The 26,542-nt window shown below is 43.7% G+C and carries 27 protein-coding genes and 1 riboswitch; of the genes, 4 read left to right on the top strand and 23 right to left on the bottom strand.

From position 1 onward, the window contains the following. From QVP40_RS01715 to QVP40_RS01675, 9 genes are all read right to left on the bottom strand, one after another. The coding region (locus QVP40_RS01715) for an extracellular solute-binding protein (RefSeq protein ID WP_288200158.1) at positions 1-299 on the bottom strand (299 nt) is incomplete at its 3' end. Between the two features lie 162 nt (positions 300-461). Continuing rightward, positions 462-1,283: an HdeD family acid-resistance protein gene (locus tag QVP40_RS01710; protein ID WP_022066788.1), complete on the bottom strand. Its 822-nt coding sequence runs from the start codon at positions 1,281-1,283 to the stop codon at positions 462-464. Between the two features lie 34 nt (positions 1,284-1,317). Beyond that, on the bottom strand, positions 1,318-1,515 hold the full coding sequence (locus tag QVP40_RS01705) for a DUF951 domain-containing protein (protein WP_022066787.1): 198 nt from the start codon (positions 1,513-1,515) through the stop codon (positions 1,318-1,320). Positions 1,516-1,518: 3 nt separating this feature from the next. Then, a complete protein-coding gene (locus QVP40_RS01700; protein WP_022066786.1) occupies positions 1,519-2,250 on the bottom strand; it encodes an NAD-dependent protein deacylase in 732 nt (243 codons plus the stop codon). Positions 2,251-2,275: 25 nt separating this feature from the next. Then, positions 2,276-3,094 (bottom strand): class B sortase, encoded by an 819-nt coding sequence (srtB, locus tag QVP40_RS01695; protein WP_022066785.1) that lies wholly within the window; start codon positions 3,092-3,094, stop codon positions 2,276-2,278. Between the two features lie 210 nt (positions 3,095-3,304). After that, on the bottom strand, positions 3,305-4,171 hold the full coding sequence (locus tag QVP40_RS01690) for a 4Fe-4S binding protein (protein WP_022066784.1): 867 nt from the start codon (positions 4,169-4,171) through the stop codon (positions 3,305-3,307). Then, positions 4,164-4,349 carry a CD1871A family CXXC motif-containing protein gene (locus QVP40_RS01685; RefSeq protein WP_022066783.1) on the bottom strand — a complete coding sequence of 62 codons (186 nt, stop codon included), beginning with the start codon at positions 4,347-4,349 and terminating at the stop codon, positions 4,164-4,166. Before QVP40_RS01685 ends, QVP40_RS01690 begins: the two co-directional genes overlap by 8 nt. After that, on the bottom strand, positions 4,333-5,487 hold the full coding sequence (locus QVP40_RS01680) for a TlpA family protein disulfide reductase (RefSeq protein WP_022066782.1): 1,155 nt from the start codon (positions 5,485-5,487) through the stop codon (positions 4,333-4,335). Before QVP40_RS01680 ends, QVP40_RS01685 begins: the two co-directional genes overlap by 17 nt. A gap of 127 nt (positions 5,488-5,614) precedes the next feature. After that, complete coding sequence (locus tag QVP40_RS01675) at positions 5,615-6,391, bottom strand: DUF134 domain-containing protein (protein ID WP_022066781.1); 777 nt, start codon at positions 6,389-6,391, stop codon at positions 5,615-5,617. A gap of 347 nt (positions 6,392-6,738) precedes the next feature. On the opposite strand from QVP40_RS01675, the gene QVP40_RS01670 reads away from it, so the two are divergent. After that, positions 6,739-8,361, top strand: coding sequence for an aminotransferase class I/II-fold pyridoxal phosphate-dependent enzyme (locus QVP40_RS01670; RefSeq protein WP_022066780.1), 1,623 nt, complete (start codon positions 6,739-6,741; stop codon positions 8,359-8,361). A 326-nt stretch (positions 8,362-8,687) separates the two neighbouring features. Here the strand turns inward: QVP40_RS01670 and QVP40_RS01665 are convergent, their stop codons facing one another. From QVP40_RS01665 to brnQ, 5 genes are all read right to left on the bottom strand, one after another. Beyond that, on the bottom strand, positions 8,688-9,374 hold the full coding sequence (locus QVP40_RS01665; protein ID WP_022066779.1) for a radical SAM protein: 687 nt from the start codon (positions 9,372-9,374) through the stop codon (positions 8,688-8,690). Beyond that, a complete protein-coding gene (locus tag QVP40_RS01660) occupies positions 9,361-9,951 on the bottom strand; it encodes a hypothetical protein (RefSeq protein ID WP_022066778.1) in 591 nt (196 codons plus the stop codon). The genes QVP40_RS01665 and QVP40_RS01660 overlap by 14 nt, the downstream gene beginning before the upstream one ends. A 12-nt stretch (positions 9,952-9,963) precedes the next feature. Continuing rightward, positions 9,964-10,947 (bottom strand): nucleoside hydrolase, encoded by a 984-nt coding sequence (locus QVP40_RS01655; protein WP_022066777.1) that lies wholly within the window; start codon positions 10,945-10,947, stop codon positions 9,964-9,966. A gap of 83 nt (positions 10,948-11,030) precedes the next feature. Next, positions 11,031-11,075, bottom strand: a riboswitch (PreQ1 riboswitch). Positions 11,076-11,209: 134 nt separating this feature from the next. Then, complete coding sequence (locus QVP40_RS01650; protein ID WP_022066776.1) at positions 11,210-12,694, bottom strand: AAA family ATPase; 1,485 nt, start codon at positions 12,692-12,694, stop codon at positions 11,210-11,212. Positions 12,695-12,707: 13 nt separating this feature from the next. Beyond that, on the bottom strand, positions 12,708-14,042 hold the full coding sequence (gene brnQ / locus QVP40_RS01645) for a branched-chain amino acid transport system II carrier protein (protein WP_022066775.1): 1,335 nt from the start codon (positions 14,040-14,042) through the stop codon (positions 12,708-12,710). A gap of 353 nt (positions 14,043-14,395) precedes the next feature. On the opposite strand from brnQ, the gene QVP40_RS01640 reads away from it, so the two are divergent. Further along, positions 14,396-15,769, top strand: coding sequence for an MATE family efflux transporter (locus QVP40_RS01640; protein ID WP_022066774.1), 1,374 nt, complete (start codon positions 14,396-14,398; stop codon positions 15,767-15,769). Between the two features lie 38 nt (positions 15,770-15,807). On the opposite strand, the gene QVP40_RS01635 is transcribed toward QVP40_RS01640, so the two are convergent. After that, positions 15,808-18,000 carry a DNA topoisomerase III gene (locus tag QVP40_RS01635; protein ID WP_022066773.1) on the bottom strand — a complete coding sequence of 731 codons (2,193 nt, stop codon included), beginning with the start codon at positions 17,998-18,000 and terminating at the stop codon, positions 15,808-15,810. Between the two features lie 101 nt (positions 18,001-18,101). Further along, the gene (locus tag QVP40_RS01630; protein WP_022066772.1) at positions 18,102-18,767 is read right to left on the bottom strand and encodes a response regulator transcription factor; all 666 of its coding nucleotides are present in this window, start codon (positions 18,765-18,767) and stop codon (positions 18,102-18,104) included. A 134-nt stretch (positions 18,768-18,901) separates the two neighbouring features. Here QVP40_RS01630 and QVP40_RS01625 point away from each other — a divergent pair, with 134 nt between their 5' ends. Beyond that, positions 18,902-19,843: a diacylglycerol/lipid kinase family protein gene (locus QVP40_RS01625; RefSeq protein WP_022066771.1), complete on the top strand. Its 942-nt coding sequence runs from the start codon at positions 18,902-18,904 to the stop codon at positions 19,841-19,843. Here QVP40_RS01625 and QVP40_RS01620 read toward each other — a convergent pair. From QVP40_RS01620 to QVP40_RS01605, 4 genes are read right to left on the bottom strand one after another with little or no spacing between them, the layout of a single operon-like run. Beyond that, positions 19,836-20,849 carry a glycosyltransferase family 2 protein gene (locus tag QVP40_RS01620; RefSeq protein ID WP_022066770.1) on the bottom strand — a complete coding sequence of 338 codons (1,014 nt, stop codon included), beginning with the start codon at positions 20,847-20,849 and terminating at the stop codon, positions 19,836-19,838. The genes QVP40_RS01625 and QVP40_RS01620 overlap by 8 nt on opposite strands. Further along, complete coding sequence (mutY, locus tag QVP40_RS01615; protein WP_442852277.1) at positions 20,846-21,955, bottom strand: A/G-specific adenine glycosylase; 1,110 nt, start codon at positions 21,953-21,955, stop codon at positions 20,846-20,848. Before mutY ends, QVP40_RS01620 begins: the two co-directional genes overlap by 4 nt. A gap of 34 nt (positions 21,956-21,989) precedes the next feature. Further along, positions 21,990-22,688, bottom strand: a complete 699-nt coding sequence (gene sfsA / locus QVP40_RS01610) for a DNA/RNA nuclease SfsA (protein ID WP_022066768.1) — start codon at positions 22,686-22,688, stop codon at positions 21,990-21,992. A 32-nt stretch (positions 22,689-22,720) separates the two neighbouring features. Beyond that, the gene (locus tag QVP40_RS01605) at positions 22,721-22,870 is read right to left on the bottom strand and encodes a hypothetical protein (protein WP_287573693.1); all 150 of its coding nucleotides are present in this window, start codon (positions 22,868-22,870) and stop codon (positions 22,721-22,723) included. Positions 22,871-22,927: 57 nt separating this feature from the next. Here QVP40_RS01605 and QVP40_RS01600 point away from each other — a divergent pair, with 57 nt between their 5' ends. After that, a complete protein-coding gene (locus QVP40_RS01600; RefSeq protein WP_022066767.1) occupies positions 22,928-23,449 on the top strand; it encodes an RNA polymerase sigma factor in 522 nt (173 codons plus the stop codon). A gap of 53 nt (positions 23,450-23,502) precedes the next feature. Here QVP40_RS01600 and lanM read toward each other — a convergent pair whose 3' ends face one another. The 3 genes from lanM to QVP40_RS13960 all read right to left on the bottom strand — a co-directional run. Further along, positions 23,503-26,268, bottom strand: a complete 2,766-nt coding sequence (gene lanM, locus QVP40_RS01595) for a type 2 lanthipeptide synthetase LanM (protein WP_288200150.1) — start codon at positions 26,266-26,268, stop codon at positions 23,503-23,505. Position 26,269: 1 nt separating this feature from the next. Beyond that, the gene (locus QVP40_RS01590; RefSeq protein ID WP_022066765.1) at positions 26,270-26,407 is read right to left on the bottom strand and encodes a hypothetical protein; all 138 of its coding nucleotides are present in this window, start codon (positions 26,405-26,407) and stop codon (positions 26,270-26,272) included. Between the two features lie 14 nt (positions 26,408-26,421). Continuing rightward, a partial coding sequence (locus QVP40_RS13960) for a GHKL domain-containing protein (protein ID WP_442852276.1) occupies positions 26,422-26,542 on the bottom strand: 121 nt, incomplete at its 5' end.

Raw genomic sequence — 26,542 nt, 5'->3', positions numbered from 1 at the left:
TTCCAGTTCTTAAGGCCAACAGGACCGTTTACCTGGAAAAGGGTAGGAGCATCACTTTTTGCCATTTCAGACTGAAGTGTTGTCTCGTACTGGCCGGATGCTGCTGTAACAACTGTTACTTCTGTTCCTGTTTCCTCTGTGTACGCTTTTGCCAGATTCTGCCATGCTTCATCAGCCTCCGGTTTAAAGTTCAGATAATATACTTTTCCTTCGCCTTCTGCCATAACAGGAACTGCCGGAATCATTGTCGCTGCCATCAGTGCAGCCATACCCATTGCTGTAAGTTTTTTCATTTTCATGTGATATCCTCTCCTTTTCTATAAAATACAGCTAAACATGTTACCCGTTTGATTTAACCTGTTTTTATTATAGAATTGAGAATACAATTCTTCCATGATAAAAATTCAAGAAATATGTTTGTTTTTCATGATATTTAAAAATATCAATATTTCTGTATCAGATCATTCCTCTTCTGATTCTTTTTCTGCCTGTTTTCTGTAATATTCTTCTGCATCTGAAACAACCGGTTCTGAATCTTCCTGCCTGGAACCTGCTGTTTCCGGATCTTCCTGCTCCTCCTTTTTTTCTGATTTCTGTTCTAAAACTGTTCTTCGGTCACTCCATGCGGTATACTCCGGTTCCTTTTCTGTGTCTCTGTCGGCTTCCGGTTCTTCTGCTTTTACCTCAGCTTCTTTTATCTCAGCTTCTTTCATCTGCTCCACAGCTTCTTCCACAGCCTCTTCAGCCTTTTTCATTCCCCGGCGGATCAGTACAAGAAAGACAAAATCCACCACACCGTTTGCCAGCATTACACCTCCAGCAAAAATCACTGTATATTTGATCATGGTAAAGGGATTAATAACCATGGCAATACCAAATCCTATAAAAATAAGACTTCCGATCAGAAGGATTTTCCATTCCCCTCTTCCTGCTTTTTTCAGGCGCAGGCTTCCTTTCAGTACCCACACGGAATCTACAAGCACAAAGGTTCCAAGGAGAACCGGAAGAAGCTTAACCACGATCTGCGGATTGTAAAAAAGAAAGATCCCGATCACCAGAAGCATTCCCCCTGAAAGCAGATCCAGAAGTGTGGCGTTCATTTTCTCCAGCACATAGATCAGAATATGGTAAATTCCTGCCAGTATCAGAAGAATCCCAAACACAAATTTACAGATTGCATTTACCGCGTCCACAGGCATCAGCACAAAGCACAGACCAAGGAGCGTGTACAGAAGTGAGGTTACAAGCTGTCCCTTTAAAATCCTGTTAATTTTATTCCACATTAAATTCAGCCTCCTTTCATCCAATGGCTCCTTATCAACTGCCCGGTTCTGCTTTTTTCAGATTTTTTGTATTTTTTTCCACCATTTTACGGGGAACCATGATCTGATGTCCACAGCCGATACACTTCAGTCTGAAATCCGCGCCTACACGCAGGATCTCCCAGTTTCTGCTTCCGCAGGGATGACCTTTTTTCAGTGTCACAACATCTCCTACCTCATAGATATAACCCATCTGCTATTCTCCTTTTACTTTGATCTGTGAAAAAACCTGTCCGATCGGCTCTTTGATCAGAAGATCCGCGCTGCGGTCTCTTGGTGTGGGAGCCTTATTGATCACAATCAGACATTCTCCCCTGAAATAATCGATCAGGCTGGCAGCCGGATAAACGGCAAGAGACGTACCTCCTATGATCAAAACCTGCGCCTGGGAAATTGCACGCACAGAATCTGTCAGGGTCTGCTGATCAAGGCCTTCCTCATAAAGCACTACATCCGGCTTGACGATCCCCCCACATTCACAGTGAGGTACGCCGGTACTGTTTTTTATGTAAGAAAAATCATAAAATTTTCCACATTTCATACAGTAATTCCGGTACACGCTTCCGTGAAGCTCCATAACTCTTCTGCTTCCTGCCATCTGATGAAGATTATCTATATTCTGTGTGATCACCGCTTTCAGCTTGCCGGCTTTTTCAAGCTCTGCCAGCTTCAGATGCGCTCCATTTGGCTTTGCTGTATCACACAACATTTTATCTCTGTAAAATTTATAAAATTCTTCCGGGCGTCTCATAAAAAACGTATGACTTAAAATCGTTTCCGGCGGAAAATCATATTTCTGATTATAAAGACCATCTACAGACCGAAAATCCGGTATGCCGCTCTCTGTGGAAACACCTGCGCCGCCAAAAAATACAAGATTATCGTATCTGTCTACTATTTCCTGCAGTTTTTCAATACTGTTCTGCATAGCTTTCGCCTTCCCTTCTGCCTGTTCAGCCTGCCGGTTCTACATTCACCTGTTTTCCCTGCACAACAAATCTGGTCGCTTCATTTCCTGTACAGGTGGAAAGTGTAACAATTTTGTCCTTGACCGTAAGCTCAGTGGCTTCTGTTTTAATCTCTGAATATCCCTGAATCGTATTCAGGTAATTCTGGTATTCTTCCCCCGGTCCCTTAAACAGGGTATAGGTATCACTGTTTACTCCTGTTGTATATGCAGAAATAATTTCATAGCGGTAATTTTTTTCCGGGGTAAGGATCCAGAAATATTTACTTTTTTCATAGGTGGACTGATCCTCTGTAAATTTTTTCAGATTTCCAAACATGGAACCGTTTTTCATATTGTGACCATATATTAATGTGTTGCAGTCACTGAAGTCGCTACTGTTCTCATAGTCCACAAAAATTGTTCCCGCAAAATTGTAATTGTTTTCGTATGTGGTATGAAGATAGGTTTCATTATCATCCCCCTGTACCACAGGATAATTGATATTATCCAGAGCTTCTATATAGATCCAGCCTACCACATCCGGATTTACACTTTTCAGCGTATCAAAATCCACCGATATCGGCGGTTTTGGTCCCGAAACCGCATCCACCAGTTCTTCGTCTTCCGGAGCTCGGTCTGTTACTGCCATCTGCTCAATGTGGTTGTACTCATCTGTTCCTTTTTTGTACTCTGTATAAATATGAAACAGATTATATGCTGCAAAACAAAATACCGCAATTGCAGCGATCAGAGCCAGGGTCAGCAGCAGATCTCCTTTCTTTTTCTTCTTTCGCCTCGGTTGGTTTGTTCTTTGTTTTCCCATAAATCACACTCCTGTATTTTTTATGTTCAGTAAAAAGTTTCTGAGAATTTCCAGCAACCAGCTTTCTCCAGACTATTATAGCACATCTGAGCTTTGTTCTGTAGAACAAAGACAACAGTTTTTATGTATCGTATTCTAAAATAAAAAGAGTGCCCTTCTCAGACACTCTGATTCTGTAACAGGAAAAGAACTTAAACCTCCTTCCCCTGATTATTGTTTTTTATTTCTTCTGATATTAGAAGTTATTGCCGATGTGGGGCACACTTTTATACACTGACCACAGCGGATACATTCCATATGATTCGGGCTTTTTGAGGGATCCACCTGCATTTTGCATATCTTTGCGCAGGCTCCGCAGTGTGTACAGGCTTCCTGATCCACTCTGTATCGGAATACAGAAATCGGCTGAAACAATGAATACACTGCTCCCAAAGGGCAGATATATTTACAGAACGGCCGGTAAATAATGACAGAAAGAATAATGATCACTGCCAGAAGCAGATTTTTCCATGCATAAAGCCATCCTATTGCGCTCCGCATTCCCTGATTAAGAAGCACCAGAGGAACGCCGCCCTCCAGAGTTCCTGCCGGACAGATCAGCTTGCAGAAAAACGGCGCCCCCTGCCCCAGAAGATCCACCACAAACATGGGCATCAAAATCACAAAAACAATAAAGATCCCATACTTCAGCTTACGAAGAAGCCTGTCTCCCCGGAAGGTGCTGATTTTTTTTGGAAAGGGAATTTTGTGAAGCAGATCCTGGATCAGCCCAAAGGGGCAAAGCCAGCCGCATACAAATCTGCCGAGAAGCGCTCCCACAAACATCAGGAAACCAGCCACATAAAACGCCAGTTTAAAATTCCAGCTTCCCACCACTGCCTGCATCGCCCCTATGGGACAGGCCCCCAGAGCCCCGGGACAGGAATAACAGTTCAGTCCCGGAACACAGAGATTTTTAAGTTTTCCCTGATAGATTTTTCCTTTTGCAAAACCCACCAGATAGCTGTTTGTCAGGAAAGCCCAGAGGATCTGTACTCTGTGGCGTCCCCATTCGTTTGTACGTTTTTTCTTATCCAATGCCAATACACTCCATGCATATATTTACTGCCTTTTCAAGAACAACCGCCATTTCTCCCCGCCAGATGCCGAATACCATAAACGCGGCTCCCAGGATCAGAATGGCAATGCCCAGAAAAAAAGCGGTTCTCTCTGAAATTCTCACAGAAAAAGACTGTTTTTTATTTTTTCTCTCCATCTTCCTTCTCCTGATCTGTCTTAAGACCTTCCAGCTCCGTATTTACAATCTCTTCCCACTCTTCCAGACTGCGGCTTCCACTGTAGGTTTCTCCTACAATATTGCCGTTTTTGTCCACAAAAAATGTTTCCGGAAATGCCTGTACATAAGCCAGACGTCCGTTCATATATCCGGAGTCCGGAAGAAGGAACGGATATTCTGCCTTTGTCTTCTCTGCAAGGATCTGAGCCTTTTTAATCCCCTCTTCATCTTTTTCGGTTCCCTTTACCGCATCCATTACAATGCCGATCACCTGAACTCCTTTGTCCTTCATCTTTTCATCAAGCTCCGCCAGATAAGGAATTTCATTCACACATGGACCGCACCAGGTAGCAAATACATTGACCATGGTAAGATCTGCCTCCTGGAAAACAGCTTCTGTATACTCTTCTCCGTTAATATCCTCTGTAGTAAAGCTTCCCACAGAGTCGCCTTCTCCCATTTCTTCTTCATTATAAGAAACCATTCTGGTTATTTCTGTTTCTATTTTTTTCAGGGATGCAGTCAGAGCTTTATCTGCATCTTTATTCATACTGAGATAATAAATATAATCTCCGTCCTCACTGACACCTATTTTTTCATGCTCTGTACAGCCGGTAAGCTCGTCCAGCTTTTTTTCCAGGTCTTTATGGTAGGTTCCGAGAGCGCCTATTCGGGAAAGCCCTTCTTTCCACTGTGCATATCCGTCTCCCGATTTATCAACCTCCGCCTCTCTCTGCTCTTCCGTCATAGTGCTCCAGCTTACCTGCCCGTATTTCAGTTTACTGCCATCCTCCGTAAGCTCTGCATCCGGAAGCATAACCACCTCTTTGCTTTCCATTTTCTTCAGAAGTTCCTCCGGAAGCTGAAAGGACAGTCCCATGTCCGCATAAGAATAGCTTTCCTGTGGCTGAAGAACATAATCCGAAGGGCGCACCGTTCCCTCAGCGGCAGCCTCCGTCTGCTGCTCCTGTGCTTTTTCGTCTGTTTTCTGTTTCTCTTCCTTTTTTCCGGAGGCTGCCCACACCTGAGCCGGGGCAGTCCATCCCCCGGATAAAGTTCCCACAGCAAGAACCCCCGCCATCATCCACGCACAAAAATTTTTATCTATCTTTCTCATTCTGAAATGACTCCTCTCATTTTTTGTATTATCATACTATACGAAACAGAGTCATCTGTAAAGAAAGATTTTAAAAAACCCCGCAGTCTGAGGCTGCGGGGTTCTCTCTGTCTGATATTTATTTTGTTTAGTTACCGGAACATCCGTGTTTGTTTTCTCCACAATGATGTTCTCCACAGGAATGTTCATGCTCATGGTGAGAGCAGTGAACTGCCGGGTTGTAATTAAGATTTCCAGCAAGATAAGCCTCTACAGCCTCGTCTGCTGATCCGGAAACACCTCCGAAAAGTTTAATTCCCATTTCTGCCAGTGCATTCTGAGCGCCTCCGCCAATTCCGCCGCAGATCAGGGCGTCAACCTTTGCCTGAGTAAGAAAACCGGCCAGCGCGCCATGTCCCTGTCCATTAGTATCAACTACCTGACTTCCTGTTACTTTACCGTCCTCAACATCATAAAGCTTAAACTGCTCTGTGTGTCCAAAATGCTGAAAAATCTGTCCATTTTCGTAAGTTACTGCGATTCTCATTGTAAATTCCCCTTTCATCCTTATAATTGATTCACAGCCGGTCTCTTCAGACCTTCCACAATCTGTATTGCAGCAAAAATCTGCCGTACCGTCACAAAACCGATAATTGCCTCCGGAAATCTCAAGCGCCTTGCCGTTCACTATACTGTCTGCAATCTTATAGCGCGCAGATTCATACAGTTCTGTCACTGTAGTTCTTGAAATATCCATCTGTCTGGCACATTGTTCATGTGTACATTTCTGAAGATCGATCAGGCGAATTGCTTCATATTCATCAAGTGTCAGGCAGGTTCTCTCTCCAGTGCTGATTCCCTCCGGAATGAAACTGTCATACGCCGGTTCCGCACATATTCGCCTGCATCTTGTTGGCCTTGCCATGAAATCACCTCGTTTTCATTATCGACATATGTCGGTAATTCATATTATAACGCTGTTTATATGAAAATACAAGTAGGTTTTTATTTTTCACTTACTTTTTTAATATACCTTTATTAAAAAATCAGGGACCTCTTTTTATGTTTACGCTAAAAATTCAGCTTTTCAAGATGCGGCCTGGTTTGTAGGCAAATTTTATATGTATCCCAACATATTCTTTAAATCTATTTTCTCCTCTCTACTTTCATATTGAACTTTTGAACTTTCTGTGATATACTCTCTTTATTAAATTGAACTTTATATATCACAAGCTAAAATTGAACTTTTGTATTTTCCAGGAGGTACAGACCATGCCAAAAGAATCGTTTGCCGACAGACTCCGGGCTGCAATGGAAAAACAGAATATGAAACAAGTGGATCTGGTCCGGGCTGCTGCTTCTGCAGGAGTGAAGCTTGGCAAAAGCCATGTCAGCCAGTATGTCAGTGGAAAAACTGTTCCCCGCACAGATATCCTGAATTTTCTGGCGCAGACTCTCCACACCGATTCCGAATGGCTGCTGGGTCACGATCAGGACAGCGCCTTTTCCGAATTCAGTACTGCCGGATTTCAGGCAGATGCCAGAAAAAAATCCGCTTTTTCACAGACTGCCGAATCAGCTGTGGCCCCCCCGGCTTCATCAGCTGCTTATTCTGAACCATCCCGGTCTGAATCTGGTTCAGCCGGAACAAACACATACTCTACAGGAGGAATAACAATGCGCGAATTTAAAAAATCTTCAAAGCTTGATAATGTTTTATACGATGTAAGAGGTCCCGTTGTAGAAGAGGCCGGAAGAATGGAGGAGGCCGGCACTCACGTTCTGAAATTAAATATCGGAAACCCGGCTCCTTTCGGGTTCCGCACACCGGATGAGGTTATTTACGATATGCGTCAGCAGCTTACCGAATGCGAAGGCTACTCTGATGCCAAAGGACTTTTTTCCGCGAGAAAAGCCATTATGCAGTATGCTCAGTTAAAGCATATTCCCAATATTTCTATTGGAGATATCTATACGGGCAACGGTGTCAGCGAACTGATCAATCTTTCCATGTCCGCACTTCTGGACAATGGAGATGAGATCCTGATTCCTTCTCCTGACTATCCGCTGTGGACAGCCTGCGCCACTCTGGCAGGAGGAAAAGCGGTCCACTATATCTGTGATGAACAGTCCGAATGGTATCCGGATCTTAACGATATTGAAAAAAAAATCACTGATCGGACAAAAGCTATTGTTATCATCAATCCCAATAACCCTACAGGCGCCCTTTATCCTGAAGAGATCCTTCAGAAAATTGTTGATATTGCAAGACGTCATCAGCTTATTATTTTTTCTGATGAAATTTATGACCGCCTTGTTATGGACGGAGAAAAGCATATTTCGATTGCTTCCCTTGCGTCGGATCTTTTCTGTGTTACCTTCAGCGGTCTTTCCAAGTCTCATATGATCGCAGGCTATCGTATTGGCTGGATGATCCTAAGCGGAAATAAAAAACATGTAAAGGATTATATTGAGGGCATCAATATGCTGTCCAACATGCGTCTGTGCTCCAATGTACCTGCCCAGTCCATTGTACAGACTGCACTTGGCGGTCATCAGAGTGTAAACGATTATATTGTTCCCGGCGGAAGGATTTATGAACAGAGAGAATTTATTTATAAAGCCCTTACTGATATCCCGGGAATTACCGCAGTGAAACCCAAGGCAGCATTTTATATTTTCCCGAAAATTGATACGAAAAAATTCAACATCACAGATGATGAGAAATTTGCCCTGGATCTTCTCCGTGAGAAAAAAATCCTTCTGATCCACGGCGGCGGCTTTAACTGGAAGGAACCGGATCATTTCCGTGTTGTATATCTGCCCCGTGTAGAGGTTCTGGAAAAAGCAGCCAGAAACATTGCCGACTTCCTGAGAACTTATCAGCAAAATTAAACTGAAGCCTCTTTTCCCTCAGTTTTATCAACTGCGCTGAACTGTCCCATATTTTATACTCTTTATCGTCAGCACGATCCTTGTTTGCAATACTGTCCAAAAAACTATGAATGGGACTGTATTCCAAATAGTACAGTTGCGCCTATTCCTGTAACACTCAAATAAAAATTCCGGCGGAAGCTTCGTGTATCTTACAGAAAAAATCTTTTCTCTGTAAGATGTACGGATAACTTCCACCGGAATTTTATCATTTTCTACTATAAATAAAGCAATACAGTTTTTGTGTTTTCCTTCCCGGACATGTGATATTCACCTGAAATCCTTTTTCAGCCTACGCCAAAATCAGTGATCTCATACAGCACTTCCACATCAGGATCATCCAGAAGCCACTGATACTCTTCCATAAACCAGCGCACAAGCTCCTCGTCTCTCTTGATGGGAGTGGAATTATTATTAAAAACATTTACCGTTCCATGATTAAAATATTTTTTTAACCAGACGATATCATTTCGGATCATTTCCTTTGTCTGTCCCTGGATTCCAACCATCAGGCAGATAGAATCAAAGTATTCCGCAGCCTCCATAGGTGTCTTGAAGTCCGCATGTTTGTTCAGAACCTTTTCCCGGAAATCATAATCAAAGGTCTCCACACCCATCTTGTAGGTAACAGGAATTCCAAAATAATCCCGCATTTCCTGAAGTCGTTTACGATAGATCCAATGACTTTCAAAAATCAGCCTTTTTATATTTTTCAGCCGGACTACTGTGCGGATATCCTCCAGCGTTTCCTTTGGAAGTTCAAAACAGCTTCCTGAGTTGATTACCTCAAGAACGCCAAACTCTCCAGTGATTTCCTTTAAAGCTTCCCGGTTTTCTCTGACCATTTCCGCCTCGTCCCTTCCGTTATCCTCAATGTAATCACAGAAGGTACATTTTCCCCACACGCAGGGAAATGCTCTGAGAAGTACGATCTCTCTTTTATTTTTATCTGTTATTCTGCTATATCGTTCCATTATTATTTATCCTTCCTGAAAGCTTTGCTACCATTCCTCCGCCCATTGCCGTTATCAACGCGCTTACGGCAAAAACAGAAATACATCTGTCAGCATAGTCTGTGAGAAACTGAACTGTAAAAATACTTCCTGTCAGTCCCAGAGGTGTTTTGGAAAGCATCTGTACAAGAATAGATGACCCTGATGAGGTTACCCCTCCAAATAAAACCGCATTGATCAAAGCGCTCACAATGGTTCCCGGAACTGAGATCACAGCTGCAGCCAGGAAAATCCTACCTTTTTTTACTGACATTTTCTGAAATACAAGGCCACTTAAGAATCCTGTCACAATTCCTACAGGAGCAAAATACAAAGAGTAAATATCTACAGTCATTCCCATAAAAATACCGCTTAAAATATTGGGGATCATTCCAAACCACGGTCCCAGAACCGCGCCTACAAAAATTGTTCCAATACTGTCCAAATATACGGGAAGCTTCAAGAACAATGCGATCTGTCCTCCTACAATATTAACGCCCACAGCCAGCGCCACAAGACAAATCTGATAAGTAGTTATTTTTTTGTTTTCAATTTTCATACTTTCATCCTCCTACAATTCATCCAGAAGATCCAGTTCTTCTTCTCTGTATCTGCTTCCATCATTTTTTTTCAAAATTCTTGAAAGGAAAAGCTTTATAAATTGCTTTCCGTCAGTTTCTGTAAGAATATGGCTGTTCGGTTCTTTTTTCCAGAAATTCATAGAATCTACCACTGTCTGTCCAATGCTGATTCCCTCTGTCTCCACTGCCGTAAAGCTGTCAAAACCTGTGCACATATCCCGGTCTGTAAAATACGCTACAGCCAGAGGATCATTGATCACACAGCCAATGATACCCTCGTATTCCCAGTGAAAATCCATATAAAAACCTGTGATCCTGCGGATAAACTCTCCTGTTTTCGGATCAAGCCGACAGATATATTCCAGAATATTCGGCGTCAGGACGATCTTTCGGGTTACATCAAGTCCGATCATGTGGATTTTTTTGCCGGCCTTTGCAAAAGCGTCATAGCATGCTGCTGCTCCATGAGGGTCGCACCAGTAATTATATTCTGCAACCGGAGAACAGTTTCCGTGGCTTTTGAAGCTTCCTCCCATAGAAACAAGTTCCTCCACCTGTTTCATAAGATCAGGGCGTTTCAGAAACAGCTTTGCCAGATTTGTCATGGGACCAAGAGCAATAATGGATATTTTTTCCTTTTCCAGAAGTTCTTCCAGAAACTGTACGGCATCCTTATCCTGCTTCGGATAAGAAACTGCAGGATAAAAGCTTTCTCCCATGCCGTCCCTCCCGTGAGTGTCCATGGCATCTATATATTCCCGTTTAAGGGGAACCGCCTCTCCTTTATATATAGGAATTTCTGTACGTCCCATCCAGGCAAGTACCTTTGCCGCATTTTCCGTTCCCATATCAACAGGAACGTTTCCGGAAACCGTTGTTATCCCTGCAATATCCAGCTCCGGTGAAGCAAGCGCCAGCATCAGCGCAAGGGAATCATCAATTCCCGGATCACAGTCAATTACAATTCTGCACATAAAAAAATCCTCCTTTCGACAGCTTTTTCCATAAAAGTAAAATCCTCCGCAGAAAAAGGCATCATCAAAAGAAAGATACCTGAAAGAACCTAGTTTTTTATACTGGGAGGGTTTCGAACCAGTTTATTCAATTAAAATAAGCATCAGCTCCGGAAATGCTCTTCCGGATACTGATGCCAGTATAGCAGATGAAGAAAAGAAATGCAACGAAAAATTCTTATTTAAGTCTTCTCTGGTTTTTTCCCCGTGTACTGAGTAAAACTTATTCAAGCAGTTCCTTCACCATCTCTGAAGTAAATACCACCTGCTTCACATGATCCACCTCGATCCGGTAAAGAGCGTTGGCTGCCAGATGCTCTGCCGCCTGCTCCAGATCGCGTATTCCTGAAGTATCCGCATATCTCTCGATCACTGCGTCAAGGGCTTCACCTTCTATAATACACTCCTCCTGTTCCAGCCCCATTCTCTTTAAGACTTTGGGAAGTGCAAATTTGGAAAAAATCACTTTTTTCTCTTCCGGTGTGTAATCCGGAATCTCGATCACTGCAAAACGGGACATTAAAGGAGCACTGATCTGAGATTTGTCATTGGCTGTTGCAATGGGATAAACGCCGGATGTTGGAACCATACATTCCATATAGTTATCTGTAAATCCAAGATTGTCCAGAAGGGTCAGAAGTACGTCCGCCGGATTTCCGTTTCCCTTTCCCGCTGCAGCCTTGTCAAGCTCGTTGATAATAAACACAAGATTCGACTCCCCGGCCATGGAAAACGCCTCCAGGATAATTCCCGGCTTTGCATTTGCATAAACCCTTGAACTTCCGGTAAGCTGCTCAGGGTCGTTGATGGAACTCATATCAAGAGTTGTCCACGGCAGCTTCAGGATTTTTGCCACCGCATAGGCAATCTGAGATTTACCTGTTCCCGCAGGTCCCACAAGAAGAAGTCCGTAAGCCGGAAGGGTATGGGTACGGTTGATCTGAATAATCGTCTCAATAATGCGCTGCTTTACCTTTTCCATTCCGTAAAGGGTTTCGTCCAGGATCCTTCTGGCTTCTTTCGGGTCAATGGACTCAAAATAATTATTTTTCCACTGAATATTCATCATAATGGAAAGGGCTCTCTGTGCATGGCGGCGTTCCTCCTGAGAAACCTCTGCGGAACGGGCCACTGCAAGATTTCTTCTTGCCCAGAGACGGATATTATCAGGCAGAGTACGGCCTGCGCAGGTCATAAAATCCGTAATACTCTGAATACTGGTAAGCTTCATCTCATCTCCATCCTCTGCCTCTTCCTCATCTGAGGCAGTCTCCGCAGGCGCACTGCTGGCAAAAAGACGTTCAATCATAAACTGAAGGAAACCGTCCTCTGCTGAAAGCTTTGTTCCTCCTCCGAAGGCGATCTCACGGATTCTGTAAACACTGTATCCTTCCGGACGGTTTTCTCCGGAAAGGCGTACATTGATCCGATTCTCTCCAAGCCATTTGATAAGGCTTACAAAGCGGGCGTCAATTTTCCGTATATCTGCGCTGACAACGCCTCTCTCTTCTTTAAATTCAAAAGAAGTTCTGTGAACCGGATTGGTAAATACTCCACAGGAATGATGAGGCCACTGCTTTTTCTGATTATCCAAAATCAGAATAGGCTTTTCCACAGTCGCCTCAGGTTCTCCGGACAAAAAAGTAGTATACGTACATTCCGGAGCTGTTCCCTTTTCCGGTGTATGATTAAAATCAAAAACTGGCATTTTTCTCCTCCTTTTATACCGTCTGTTTTTTTATTAGATCTGTCAGTATTCCTGCTGCCGCTCCCGCAAAAGTAGGCAGAAGCCATCCAAATCCCGCTTCGTAAGCCGGAAGCATTTTTATCAGAGCAGTCACTCCGGGAATGATGATCCCATTCTGGTCCAGCACAATAAGTACACTGCTGATTCCACATAAAGCAGCTGTCCAGGGATAAATACTTCTGAATCTGCCCACCCACCGATGGACCAGCGCCAGAATGATCAGAAGAATCGCCATAGGATAAATAGCATTCAATACAGGTACAGAATACTGCAGGATCATATCAAGTCCCACATTTGAGATCACCATGGAAACAAAGGCAAACACAAATACCCAGCCTCTGTATCCGATTTTCGGGAAAATACCTGCAAAATATTTTCCGCAGCAGCTAAAAAGCCCCACACAGGTATTAAAGCAGGCAATTACAAAAATCACTGCAAGAATAACCGTTCCCAGCTTTCCAAAAAGAGCTCCTGCCATATCTACCAGAACCTCTGTACCATTGGCCGCGCCGGCAAAGGTGATTCCCGAAATTTTTCCTACATAGGTCAGCATGCCATATACAGCCAGAAGCAGGATACCGGCGATCCATCCTGCTGAAATAGTTTCCCTCACTACCGCCTTTTCCTTTTTTATTCCTTTTGCCTGAATATTTAAAGCCACGATCATGCCAAAATTCAACGCTGCAAGAGTATCCATGGTCTGATATCCATCCAGAAATCCCTGTACTGCCGCGCCTTTCACATAAAGCTGCGCCGGCTCTGCCCCTGCCGCATCCAGTACACTGCTTCCTCCTGCTGCAGTAACTGCTCCTGCAGCGAACAGCACAATGATCAGCACCAGCAGAATCGGCGTAAGTCTTTTTCCAAGATATTCCGTCAGCTTCTCAGGATGCATGGCAACAGCCGTGGCAGCCCCGAAAAATACTAATGAATAAAGAAGCTGAGGCAGCGCCGCAGAAACGCCCTCCGGCATAAAAGGTACTACTGCCATGGAAAAGGACGTGCTTGCAGTTCTGGGAATTGCAAGACATGGACCGATTGCCAGATACAAAATCATAATATATACAAAAGAAAACCCCGGATGTACTCTGGATGCCAGATGATCCAGACCTCCCGATTTTGTCACTGCGATCACTCCCAGTATGGGAAGACCTACTGCGCTGACCGCAAATCCCAGAAACGCCGTCCAGGTATGTGTCCCTGCCTGGGCTCCCAGAAATGGCGGAAAGATCAGATTTCCTGCCCCAAAAAACATAGAAAACAGGGTAACGCCAATCAGTATTTTATTTTTTAAGCTGAATTTTTCCATTTCCTCTCCTCTCTTTGCAGGTCCTCATTTACGTCCTGCTGATTCCTGTATCATATTATATAGAATTTTGTGTTTTTTTGAAACCTTTTCTTGGATTTTCCTGTGATACCCTGAAATTTTTTTTGCAACAACTTATTCATCCCTGCAAGCCGCAGCAAAATCCCCCATTTTTCTACAAGGATCGCATGGGTACTGTAATAAGGCTGAACTGTAATATCGTACAGAAAAATATACAATTTAATCTCTTCGGATATCTTGCATTTGCAGATATTACGGGTGTATTCTGATACAAAAGAACTGACAGCGCTTTTGGTCAGTTCCATGTGTCAGTATTTTACGGAAGGATCCCTCATATGAAAAAAAGAAAAAACACAACTGTTGTCCGGCCGGTACAGCCAAGACTCTTTGTCAATAAAAAACTGGCTGCACTTCTGATCCCGCTGGCCCTTGACCAGCTTCTGAATTCCTTTATGGGAACCGTCGATACTCTTGTGGTAAGCAATCTGGGCTCTGCTGCCATCTCCGCAGTTTCCCTTGTTGACTCCATTAACGTTCTGGTTGTTCAGGCCTTTTTCGCCCTTGCTTCAGGAGGAACGGTTATCTGCTCTCATTATCTTGGCTGCAAAAAGGAAAACCATGCCAGAGAAGCTGCACGGCAGCTTGTTTTTATCACTTTTATTCTGTCACTGATCATTGCCGGAGCTTGTCTTGTGCTGAACAGACCCATTCTTAAACTGATCTTCGGGGATGTGGAAGCGGCTGTTATGAAAAATGCCAGAATCTATTTCTTTTTTTCCGCTGTCTCCTATCCATTTATTGCCCTTTATGATGACGGATCATCTATTCTCAGAGCTCAGGAAAACAGCCGTCTTCCCATGTTGATCTCTGTCTGGGCAAATGTCCTGAACCTTGTGCTGAATCTTGTTTTTGTATGGGTATTCCACTGGGGTGTGGCCGGCTCAGCCTCTGCCACCATGCTTGCCCGTATATTCAGTATGGCTGTAGTAACTTATAAGCTTCGTAATCCCGGCCTTGAAATTCCTCTGAGAAATTATTTTTCCATCCGGCCCGACTGGAAAGAAATTAAACGTATCCTGCATATCGGTATTCCCTCCGGTGTGGAAAACAGCATGTTCCAGTTTGGAAAGCTTGCCATTCAGTCCACGGTTTCTCTTATGGGAACTGCCGCAATCGCCGCCCAGGGCATGACCAATATCATAGAAAATCTCAACGGAATCCTGGCAATGGGCGTAGGCGTAGGGCTTATGACTGTGGTTGGAGAATCCTTAGGCGCCGGCCGCAGGGAAGAGGCGGTCTACTACATCAAAAAGCTTTGTATTATTTCAGAAATCATTGTGGCAGCTTCCTGCCTTGTAATGTATGCTCTGGTCCGCCCAATCACCCATTTCGGAGGCATGGAGCCTGTCAGTGCAAAAATGTGTATCTTCATGGTAACCTGGATCACGATTGTAAAGCCACTTGTATGGGTAATGGCCTTTATTCCTGCCTACGGACTCCGCGCTGCCGGAGATGTAAAATTCAGCATGACTGTTTCTGTGCTTTCCATGTGGCTGTGCCGCGTTACCCTGGCAATGATACTGGCCCGCGTATTCCACATGGGACCTATGGCTGTATGGATCGGTATGTTTACCGACTGGACCATTCGCTGTGTGATCTTTACCATCCGGTTTAAAAATCGAAAATGGCTGAACCATCAGGTAATATAAAATCAGGGCTGCCTTATGCAGCCCCTTTATAATTCATATTAATCCAGCTTAATCCCGGCAAGAGCCTGCGCAAATACGTTGTTTACAGGCTCCTGTGCCTCCTTCTGCTGCTGTCGCAGATATTTCTGCACGTCACGCTTATTCACGCCCGCTCCCTCTTTTTTGCGTCTGGCCTGGAAAGAGGATAATTTTTCTTTATAGCCGCAGGCACAGACAAAGGTTTCTTCTTTGCCCTTCACGATCATTTCCATTCGTTTATGACATTTTGGACAACGGGCGTTGGTAGTTCTGGAAACAGTTTCCCGGTATCCGCATTCTCTGTCCTGGCACACCAGCATTTTACTGTTTTTGCCGTTTACTGCCAAAAGCCGTCTGCCGCAGTCCGGACAGATTTTGTTTGTAATATTGTCATGGCGGAAGGTTCCGCTTCCTGTTTTTATCTCGTCCACGATCTCACAGGTATATTCCCTGATTTCCCTCAGGAAAGCGTCCTGCCGAAGACTTCCTTTTGCAATATCAGACAGCTTCTTTTCCCAGTCCGCCGTAAGCTCCGGTTTTTTCAGATCCTCCGGAACCAGTTCCAGAAGCTGTTTTGCCTTGGAAGTCAGATGGATTTCATTTCCCTTTTTCTCCATCATAAAGCTTTTAAAAAGCTTTTCTATAATATCTGCTCTGGTTGCAACTGTGCCAAGCCCTCCGGTCTCCCCCAGTGTTTTTGCTGCCTGCCGGTCCCCTGTGGACAGATACTTAACCGGGTTTTCCATGGCAGCAAGAAGAGTGGCTTCCGTAAATCTTGCAGGAGGTTTTGTTTTTCCTTCCTTCAGACGGAGAGTTTCTGTTTTAAACTTTTCTCCCTGCTTTCTTACAGGAAGGCTCTGATCCCTGATATCCTGCTCCTCATCTTCATCCTCGTCCCGGTAATCTCCCTCGTAAACCTCTTTCCATCCGGGACTTACCACTGTTTTTCCGCCGGCTGCAAAGCAGAATTCCTCTGCCTCTGCCTCCATGGAGGTCTGCTCATATTCAAACGCCGGATAAAGGACGCTTAAAAACCGCCGCACAACCATATCGTAAATTTTCCGCTCCTCATTTGTCATATGATCAAGCTGTACAAACTGCTCCGTTGGAATGATCGCATGATGATCGCTTACTTTTTTGTCATCCACAAAGCTTCCGTTTACCTGAACCGGTCTGGTAAGCAGCGCTCCTGCCAGCTTCCGGTAAGGACCGGTACCGCAGGCTTTCAGCCTTTCCTTAATGGTGGGAACCACATCCTTCCCGATATATCTGGAATCTGTTCTGGGATAAGTGAGAACCTTGTGATTTTCATAAAGCCGCTGCATAATATTCAGAGTTTCCTTTGCAGAAAATCCGTATTTCTGATTGGCTTCTCTCTGAAGCGTTGTCAGATCATAAAGTCCCGGCGCATATGTTTTCTTCGGCTTTTTGGACACAGAGGTAATAGTAAGCGCTTTGCCTTTTACTTTTTCTATAATTTCTTCTGCCCGTTCTCTGCTGAAAGTACGGAAGCTTCCGCTCTTTCTGTCCTTCCAGGTCCAGGTGATATCCCCTGCATTGACTGTAATGCCAAAATATTCCTTTGGTTTAAAGCTCCTGATCTCCTTCTCCCGCATGGCAATAATGGCAAGAGTGGGAGTCTGCACCCGGCCGCAGGAAAGCTGAGCATTATACTTACAGGTAAGCGCTCTTGTACCATTCATTCCAACCAGCCAGTCTGCCTCTGCTCTTGCAACCGCCGCCCGGTAAAGGTTGTCATAAGCTCTTCCGTCTTTCAGATTGTGAAATCCGTCTTTGATGGCCTTATCCGTAACAGAGGATATCCACAGTCGGCGTATGGGCTTACGGCAGCCGGATTTATCCAGGATCCAGCGGGCAACCAGCTCGCCCTCTCTTCCTGCGTCTGTGGCAATGATAATGTCTCCTATGTCCTTTCGGAAAAGCTGAGTTTTTACTGCATTGTACTGTTTACCTGTCTGGCGGATCACCACAAGCTTCATATGATCCGGCATCATGGGAAGGGTATTCATCTCCCATTTCATATATTTTTTGTCATATTCCTCCGGATCGGCCAGGGTTACAAGATGTCCCAGCGCCCAGGTAACTACATAATCTTTTCCCTCAAGACAGCCGTTTCCCTTCTGGCTGCAATGAAGGACCCTGGCAATATCTCTTGCAACAGAAGGCTTTTCCGCAATTACTAATGATTTCATACAAGTTCCTTTCAGATATTATTTTCAGGCACATCCATGTACCTTTTCCTCTTATCACAAAGGAATTGTAACACAGGAGGAACAAAGAGGACAAGCCCTGTCTATTTCCCCATCTTATATCCGATTCCGCGCACTGTCTCGATCAAATCTCCTGCATCGCCCAGCTTTTGTCTCAAAGTCCGGATATGAACATCCACGGTACGGCTTTCCCCGTCAAATTCATATCCCCAGATCTGATTAAGAAGCTGTGTTCTGGAAAGAACCATTCCGCTGTTTTTCAGAAGAAGACACAGCATCTCATACTCTTTCAGCGTAAGATTTACAGGCTCTTTGTTGACTGTCACCACATGTCTGGACGGGCATACATAAAGGCTTCCGATCCTGTACTCCTCAGCGCCTTTGTCTTCCAGCCTCCGAAGCCGCGCCTTAATACGGGAGATCAGTTCCATCATCCGGAAAGGTTTTGGAATATAGTCATCGGCTCCGCTGTCCAGCCCCATAACCGTATCATACTCGCTTCCCTTTGCAGTCAGCATGATTATAGGAAGCTTCCTGGTATCCGGTCTTGCTCTCAGCTTTTTCAGAATAGAAATCCCATCCTCTTCGGGAAGCATAATGTCCAGAAGAATCAGCGAAGGAACCTCCTTTTCCAGTTCCTTCCAGAATAAGGACGGCTTCGCAAAGCCTTTTGCGTCAAGATCCTGACTTTTTAATGTATATACAACAAGTTCGCGAATACTTTCATCATCTTCTACCAGATAGATCATCTGCATACCTCCGGATTTTCCATTTGATCTCAAGTATAAAAGCCTTTCGTTAAATTTCCGGTACAACCCATGTTAAATTATTGTAAATTCCTGTCGAAAATGCTATGATAACAGAAATAATTTCGGAGGAAGCCATGTATCATTTTATTATCAACCCCAATTCCCGCTCAGGAGCTGGAGCCCGCATCTGGTCCGAGCTTCAGTCTGTGCTGGACAAAAACTATATTCCCTACAAAGCATATTTTACAGAATATCCGGGACATGCCGTAAAGCTTGCCGCTTCTGTATGTTCTTCTGATGCGGCTCCTGCTTCCATCTGCCTTATAGCTGTAGGAGGAGACGGAACGATCCAGGAAGTGCTTTCCGGGATCCCCAGCCTGCGCTCCGTACGTTTTGGCTATATTCCCACCGGATCCGGCAATGATTTCTGCCGGAGTATGCAGCTTCCCCAAAAACCCCTGGATGCACTGAATGCGATTCTGTCAGAAGCTGCCTGTACGCCTATGGACGTGGCAGAATTTACTGCCAATGGACAAAGCTGCCGTTTTGCCATAAGCTGTGGGATCGGTTTTGACGCTGCTGTATGTCATGAAATCAACCGCTCTCCTCTGAAAAAATTCATGAACCGTATTCATCTTGGAAAATTTGCCTATTTACTCATAGGACTGAAACAGCTTCTTCTGCTTCCTCCTGTAGGTATTTCCATTGAAACAGAAAACGGTGAAAAACACTTTTATGAAAAAGTATTTCTCACCGCAGTTATGAACCATAAATATGAGGGCGGAGGCTTCCGGTTCTGCCCTGAAGCTGATTCCCATGACGGATTTCTGGATGTGATCATTGTAGAGGGTATGCGCCGCCCTGCTCTGATCTTCTGTCTTTTTCTTTCTATTTTTGGAAAACATACTGTTTTCCGGGGTGTTCATCAGCTTCGCTGCAAAGCGGTCACTGTGCGCAGCTCAGAGCCCCTTGCCGTACACAAAGACGGGGAATCCGCAGGTATCTGCAAAAAATTTACAGCCTCCCTGGCAAAAGATCCTGTCCAGGTCATCCTGCCCGGCAAATCAATCAGTTAAATCCATAAAATTTCTGGCACAGCTTATAGGCTGCAATAAATGTTTTGCGGCCGCCTTTGCCCGGCAGATTGGATGCGCAGCCCATGATTCCCCAGCGCAGCCTGTGATAGATCCAGCGGTCTTCCTCCCTGATATACTCCAGCAGCTCCTTTTTCTTGTCCAGAGCCTCCTGAGTTTCTGCCCGGATCAGCATTACGGAAGAAATCGTGGTAATAATTTCCAGGTAACTGAGCATGTATTTTCTCAGATGATGATTATTGCATTTACATCTGTGGAACACATCTACCATAATACGGTTTACCCGAAGCTGCTGATCGATTCTTTTTATCATCACAGCCTCATTCACAGACTGGTCCTCACGCCCGATAAAATATCTGTAAAAGTTCACATCAAGATAATACATTTTTTTTACATGCACAAGGGGCTCAAAAGCAAAGATATTATCCACATAAAACGTATGCTTTGGCAGTTCCAGACCACAGTCATGAAGAAGCTTTGTCCTGTAGATCATCGAGTGCATCAGAAGATATTTTCCCTTATGCATATGTACCTTATTCCAGCCAAAAACTTCATTTACAGGAAGACAGTGCCTGTACTGCATAACTCTTTTTCGTTTTGCCCCCTGTTTCTCATAGACAAAATTGCTGATCAGAAGATCCACGGTTTCTGAACCTCTGATAAGCTCTTCCAGGGTTTTCAGAATCTGAGCATACGCCTCTGCATTTACCCAGTCGTCACTGTCCACCACCTTAAAATAAAGACCTGTGGCATTGCGTATTCCTGCGTTTACCGCCTCGCCGTGACCGCCGTTCTCCTGGTGGATCGCTTTTACAATAGTAGGATATTTTTCTGCATATGCGTCTGCGATCTCTGCGGTTCTGTCTGAAGATCCGTCATCCACCACAAGGATTTCCACATCCTCTCCTCCCACCAGCAGGGAATCAATGCATTTTTCCATATACGCCTCTGAATTATAACAGGGGATCGCAATACTTAACAGTTTCATCTTGTTTCCTCCTTCATGTACTTTACATAAGCGCCAAATGCGGCAGGAATTGCATACTGCCTGTCAGACTGCTTTTTATCTGCAAAAATAAGTTTTGAATTTCTGTTTGTTTCCAGAGAAGAAACCCTGATCCGATATCCGGTCATTCTCCATTCAATATGAGAAAAAATATGCTTTGCCGGTTCCAGCTCTTCAATATACAAAGGCTCCAGCTTCATTTTTTCCACAGCTTTTACTGCCTCCTGCGCAGAAAGCGTTCCCTTCACATTTGGAAGTTCATAAAGGCCTGCAAGAAGTCCTTTATCCGGTCTTTTCTGTATGGCAGTCCTCTCCCCGTCCTGGATCACAAGCACCGTTCTGTTTTCTATTCTGCGGGCTTTTTTTGGCGCTTTTACAGGAATTTCCTCTGTTGTATCATGCAGATGCGCCCTGCAAAGCTTCTGTACCGGACACTCCCCGCACTTTGGCTGACCGTTTGGCACACAGACCACAGCTCCCAGTTCCATCAGAGCCTGGTTAAAATCTCCCGGGCAGTCTGAAGGCATGATTTCTTTCAAGGTCTGCTCCATTTTTTTGCGAACCGACTGCTTCATAATATCTTCTCTGCTCTCAGTAATCCTTGACACAACTCTCAGAACATTTCCATCTACAGCAGGAACAGCAATGCCATATGCAATAGAAGCAATGGCTCCTGCCGTATAGCTTCCTATACCCTTTAACGACATGAGCTTCTCATAGGATTCAGGAAGTTTCCCCCCATATTCCTCCACAACTGTACAGGCTGCGGCCTGCATATTTCTCACACGATTATAATAGCCCAGACCTTCCCACAGCTTCATAAGCTTCTTTTCCGGACAGGAAGCCAGAGCCGCCGGATCCGGAAGTTCTGTAATAAACCTTATAAAATACGGCTTAACCGCCTCCACTCTGGTCTGCTGGAGCATGATCTCCGATACCCAGGTATAATAGGCGTTATTCTGATCTCTCCACGGAAGAATCCTTTTATTTTCCCGGTACCATTTAATAAGAGGAGAAACTATCCCACTTAATACTGACGGATTTTCGCTTCCATTCTGACTGACCTTATCAGAACATATATTTTCCATATATGTGTCCGGATCATCCTGATATACAGGAATTCTATTCTCCATCAGGCACCTCCAGATCTATGGAAACCGGATCGCAGATCTCCATAAAATTTTCTCCTACCAGGCAGTCATAAGCCAGAAGCTTTACCCCTGCTTCTGCCGCTTCTCTCAGAACCATTCCAAATTCCGGATGAGTTTTCCAGTTTGGCTGAAAATACCTGACGTCCTTCATCTGGATCACCAGAAGAAGATACGCTTCATATCCGTCTTTCATGCACCGGATCAGTTCCCGCACATGTTTTATCCCTCTTTCTGTAGGCGCATCCGGAAAACGTACAATATTATCCTCTTCCAGCGTTACTCCTTTAACTTCCATAAATGCCTTTCGCACAGGCGACTCAATATAAAGGTCAAATCTGGAATTTCCGTATTTCCTTTCTCTGTACACAGAAATATCCTCCGGAAAAAATCCTCCCTTTAAAAGCCATTCCTCTGCCGCCTTATTAGGCGCCTGGGAATCCATGTTGATCCACCGGCCTTCCTTGCACACGCTGATCAGATCATATCTGGTTTTCCGCGCCGGGTTCTGTCCTTCCTCAAGGATCACCTCATATCCGGGAACCAGAAGCTCCCTGCATCTTCCTGTATTTTTTACATGCACTGTCTCTGTCTGCCCGTCCAGCTCCACATGAGCAACAAAACGATTGGGCCTGTCCAGAAATCTGGCTTTTACCGTATGGCTGTAATTCATCTCTGTAACCTCGTTGCTGTTATCAAGTGGCTCTATTGTATCACATGTTTTTCCCTTTTTCCATTAAAATTCAGATTCCCCGTCACATCTCTTTCCCCATTTTCCCTGTGCTTATAATCACCTGGTGCAATGTAAATTAATTTAATTTCTGTAGTTTCTTTAAATTTCTCAAATTTTTTCATTTCTTAGTTTCTGTTTTGTTCTCCATTCACTACTTCCACTTATAAGGAGGTAGTCTTATGGAAACAATCATATCATTAATACAAAAGCAAAAAGCCGGCGATGTACAGGCTGCACAGGAAATCTGCAGGAGAATGTCTCCTCTTCTGAAAAAATATGCTGCCAAACTTCACTGTATGGAGTATGATGACGCCATGCAGGAACTGTACATCGCATTACTGGAAACCTTACCCTATCTGGATCCGGCAAAAACAGAAGCAGAATGCCTGAATTATATAAAGACAACTGTACATAACCGCTATCGTTTCCTCTGCAGAGGCTGCTTATCTGTACCTCAGTCAGAATCTATTGAAGATTCCATTGATACGCTTTCTGCTCCCTCTTCCTTTGATGAATCCTACTATGATATCTGTAACTATATCAAAGCCTTGCCGGAAAAAGGAATGCGCAGACAAATTATGTCTCTTTTCTTTTTCCAGTATAAAACTGATTCCGAAATCGCAGAACAGCTTCATGTTTCACGCCAGTATGTAAATCGCATCAAAAAACAGATGATCACCGGATATTTCAGTGAAAGATAATGTAATAAGCCTCACAGTTTTCTGTGAGGCTTATCTGATACGGATTTCCATATTTATTTCATCTCTGTATATATTTTCAGCAAAGCATATGCAACTCCCGATATACCGTTCATAAATGCAGGATTCCGGGTTTCCGAAGCATTTAGGTTATCTTCCTGCTCCATCATAAAAATCAATTCCCGGATTTTTTGATTATAAATTTTTCTGAATTCAGGATTTTTATGCTGTTCCAGATATTTCTTCATAATCAGTATACGCCCGGCCAGTCCATGACAAATGCAGATCTTGCCGTCCTCGTTTCCGCAAAACAGACTGTGTGAAGCTCTTTTCATATCTTCTTCTGTGTCATGATTTTCTCTTATTTTTTCAAGCTCCAGACGGGCAAGAAGAATTCCGGGAGCCCCGTGACACCAGGCATTCATTACCTTCTTTTCATCTTCCGGGCTTCTGAGATCCAGCCAGTTTTCCTTTTCCTCTGAGTACAAACTGTTTTCATAATCGCAAAGAGCATTGATTTTCTTCAAATACTCTCTGTTTCCGGTGATCTGGTACAGCGCAGCATAAACCATCAAAAATCCACTGTTTCCATGAGCCATTCCTGCCAGAGGTCTTTCTACACAGGAAAGCTTCCATCCACAGCCATTTTCCATGATCTGTCTGTGTTTCCATAAATTCTTTTCAATTTCAACCGCCACTGTCAGATATTCCTCTGCCGGTTCTGCACATTCTTTTTTTATCTGATACAGCTTCAGCGCAGCGATCGCAGCTCCTGCATTTCCACTTAAAAGATCATAATTCTCATCTTGCGGAAGATATTTTTTTATGGCAGCAAAATGTTTTTCTGCATGATCCAGATATTTCTTCTCCCCTGTTATCTCATATAAAAGCAGAAACGTATATACAACAGAACTTTCTCCGTCAAATACTCCTGTTCTTATGTTACAGCTTTTCACCTGTCCGGTTTCCAGTTCCCGTGTATATACACACATTCTTTTTACAGCAAGTTCAAATATATTTTTGGCTTTTTCATCCTGAAAATATTTTAAATACTCCCCAAGCAGCAGCGCAATTCCCGAAATACCATCATAAAGATACATTCCCGCAGGAACCATTTTCCATAAACCGTTTTCAAAAAACTGCAGGCCTGTCCATCCGGCTCCGTCCTCTGCAATAACTGCCGTATCTACAATCCAGGTAATTATATTTTTTATCTGCTTTGCTGTCTGTGTTTTCTTCACAGCTCCGGAATATGTGTTATAAAAACTGTTTCTGTTTTTTCTCTGCATTGACATAGAAAGCCGGATCAGACCGCACTGATACTGACAATCTTTTTTACCTAAATCTTTCATATGAATCTTCCAGGCTTCATAGGGTGAAACAGGAAAATAGTCTTTCACACTTTTCCCATCTCCGGTGTAAATACAGCGTTCCCTACCCTCTGTATGAAAGCATGGAATATCATTTTCCAGCAAATCCTGTATTTCATAATCATGTATTTTTTTCTGTGTTTCCGTCTCCCCTTCCCTGTGCATTACTTGTAAAAGCTGCGCTCTTCTCTTTCTTTCGCCCACATAATCCGGATGCCAGGAAAGAAACCTGTACATGCTATACTGCTGTGTATGGCGCAAAATCACGCGAGCTCCTGTGTCATAAAAAGCTTCCAGCATCTCTGTTATCGCTTTATCTGTTAATACTTTTTCATACGCAAACCGAAATCCCTGTTCCAGATTTCCTGCATATTCATATGCATTTACGATTTTATCATTTATCTTCAGTGTATTTTCTTTTATTTCAAATTCTACCGGCTGATAATCTATATACATTTCTGACGTTTCTGCTTTTTTTACTGCCGGAACCCGGAAAGGAGTCGCAATTTTGCCTGTATTTACAGCGCTGAGTATAACTGCTTCCTTTCCTGCTCCCCAGGTCAGAACAGGTAAAATTCCTGTATGTAAAACTGATTTTGCCAGAAGTGTTTCTGTTTTTCTCCTTACACTACTTTCTTCTGTTTGTATAATATATCCCGGACAGGTTTCCAGATCTATAATAACCGGATGTTCTCCGTGAGCCATCACATTTTCTCCATGAAGATCTGTAACTCCCAGAGTATAGCCCAGCATTAAGTGGATTCCCATGCGAAAAAAATAACGTCTGACCTCCTCCTCCGTATGGCAGCACTGCCATTCTATATGTTTTTCCCATCCGTAAGTATCTCTTATTAAATATCTCTGTTCTATACAGGAAATTCCTGCTTTTTTACAAAGATATGCATAAATCTCCTGATATCTCTGACTGTTTTGGAGACAGTGAGGCTTGTAATACACCGTGACCCCATTGTCCAGCTCCACTCTGGCAGTCTTTTTCCCTCTGTTGTGAGCATCTCCCATAAAGCTGACTTCACGTATATCCCCAAAGTCCCTTCCATCACAGAATGTTTTTATGATCTGACTGTGATCTGTTTCCAGATGCTCCAGGATTTCATCTGCCAGCTCATAATTACATTGAATTTCCATAAAAAGCAGTCTGGCGAGTTCAGGAAACTCTTTTAAAATCTTATAAACGTTTTCTCTGCAATCCAGCCACTTTTCATGATAAAACCGGTACTGTTCTTCTGGTGTTTTTCCCTGAAGAAATCCCGTTTCTTTTTTTCTGTGAATATCCTGAATCAGTACACGCTCAGCAATTCTCTCAATATTTTGAATTGTCTGCCGACGAATCAGGCCGGAAATACAGTCTGTTTTTTTTATATCTATAGCTTTCCTGTTTTTCAGGTCTTTGATCCCAAGATCAAAGACCTGTCGGCAAAAATTCTGAAACATGTTAACTGCAACATACCAGTGTAACAAATCCTCCACATGTAGACCACGCCATTTCTTCCAATTCAACTGTCAGCTCTAATTTCTGAAGCTCTTCCATCTCTGTTTTAATGTTTCCGTTGTAATTCTGTTTTGTTTCCATTTTGTTTTTCTCCTTTATTGTGTAATTATAATTGATACCTCAAAAAAACCATTTTTATATTCAAAACTGATTTCTCCCTGGTATTTTCCCATAATTCTCCTGACACTTTCCACCCCTAAGCCATGTCTCTCTGTA

Origin of the sequence: Blautia sp. CAG:257 (assembly GCF_000433815.1) — a bacterium.
GTDB lineage: Bacteria > Bacillota > Clostridia > Lachnospirales > Lachnospiraceae > Blautia_A > Blautia_A caecimuris.
This window is presented reverse-complemented; position numbering and strand designations above follow the sequence as displayed.